The sequence below is a fragment of the Vibrio sp. 1727 genome (genome assembly GCF_033344415.1).
GTDB lineage: Bacteria > Pseudomonadota > Gammaproteobacteria > Enterobacterales > Vibrionaceae > Vibrio > Vibrio alginolyticus.
The window spans coordinates 1-871 of record NZ_JAWPOT010000143.1 but is presented as its reverse complement, the minus strand read 5'-3'; the positions used below and the strand labels follow the sequence as shown (position 1 = coordinate 871).

Annotated in this window: 1 protein-coding gene; it reads right to left on the bottom strand. The window is 42.9% G+C overall.

Going from position 1 to position 871, the window contains the following annotated elements; genetic code table 11:
- Positions 1 to 269, bottom strand: a 269-nt coding sequence (locus tag R8O10_RS24390; RefSeq protein ID WP_318191839.1) for a hypothetical protein, incomplete at its 3' end; no start/stop codon positions are given.
- Positions 270 to 871: the final 602 nt, after the last annotated feature.

Genomic DNA, 871 nt, shown 5'->3' with positions numbered 1-871 from the left:
CCAGAGCCGTTGTCGTACTCGAAGATGTCGTTTCTGAGAACCCCTGTGACGGTTAAAGGACTTGTTATAACTGGGAGCTGGTTGTTGCCAAAATGGTCAAACCTGACCATTTCAAAATCTTCTAAACTCCACTTACTTCTAGAGTTATCTAATGGTTCATCAAGGAACGAAAAAGCATACTCTGCTTCTCCTGACGCGCATAAATCTATCCAATCTCGAACAAACGCTATGAGCTCCTCCTGACTGGATTCAATCGTAGGCTTTTTCATTGACGACTCCTTTTGTGAGAAACACATAACGCTGCGTTAAGGGGTGAATGCCGCCTAAACCAACTTTCCGCATACCACCTTCACCACCAAAACTCACCGCATACCAAAAATGCCACGCGGCATGAATCCCTCTTGAACGCCTTGTTATGCTTAAGCTTCAATGGGTTACGTTTTAATAGAACCAAGATTAACTCGACTTTGATTTACACACAAAAGCCAAAACGTAGAAAACCGAAATGAATCATAGTTTTGAAAATTGCACTTTGAAATTTGGCTGCTAAAACTCAAAAACCCAAGATCAAATTGCTGATTGAGCCAGCCACTCTAACCTCGCGCTTACCTGAAAATTTATTGAGGCACGCTCTGAATTTTCAGCGCCAAAGAATGAGTGTCCGGAAAACAGCGCCTACTGAAGCCAACTTGCCGACAAACTCGAAACTAACAAGCCGAGGGAACAAAGAAAAATGATAAGCCACTGATTTTTCGTGATTAAGCATAACGCCCTGTTAAGTAGTGAGGCATGCACTACGAAAGCTTCAGCAACACTACGTAATCACTAAAACCAACGCAAACCAAAAATGCCACGCATGCCGAATCTGCTT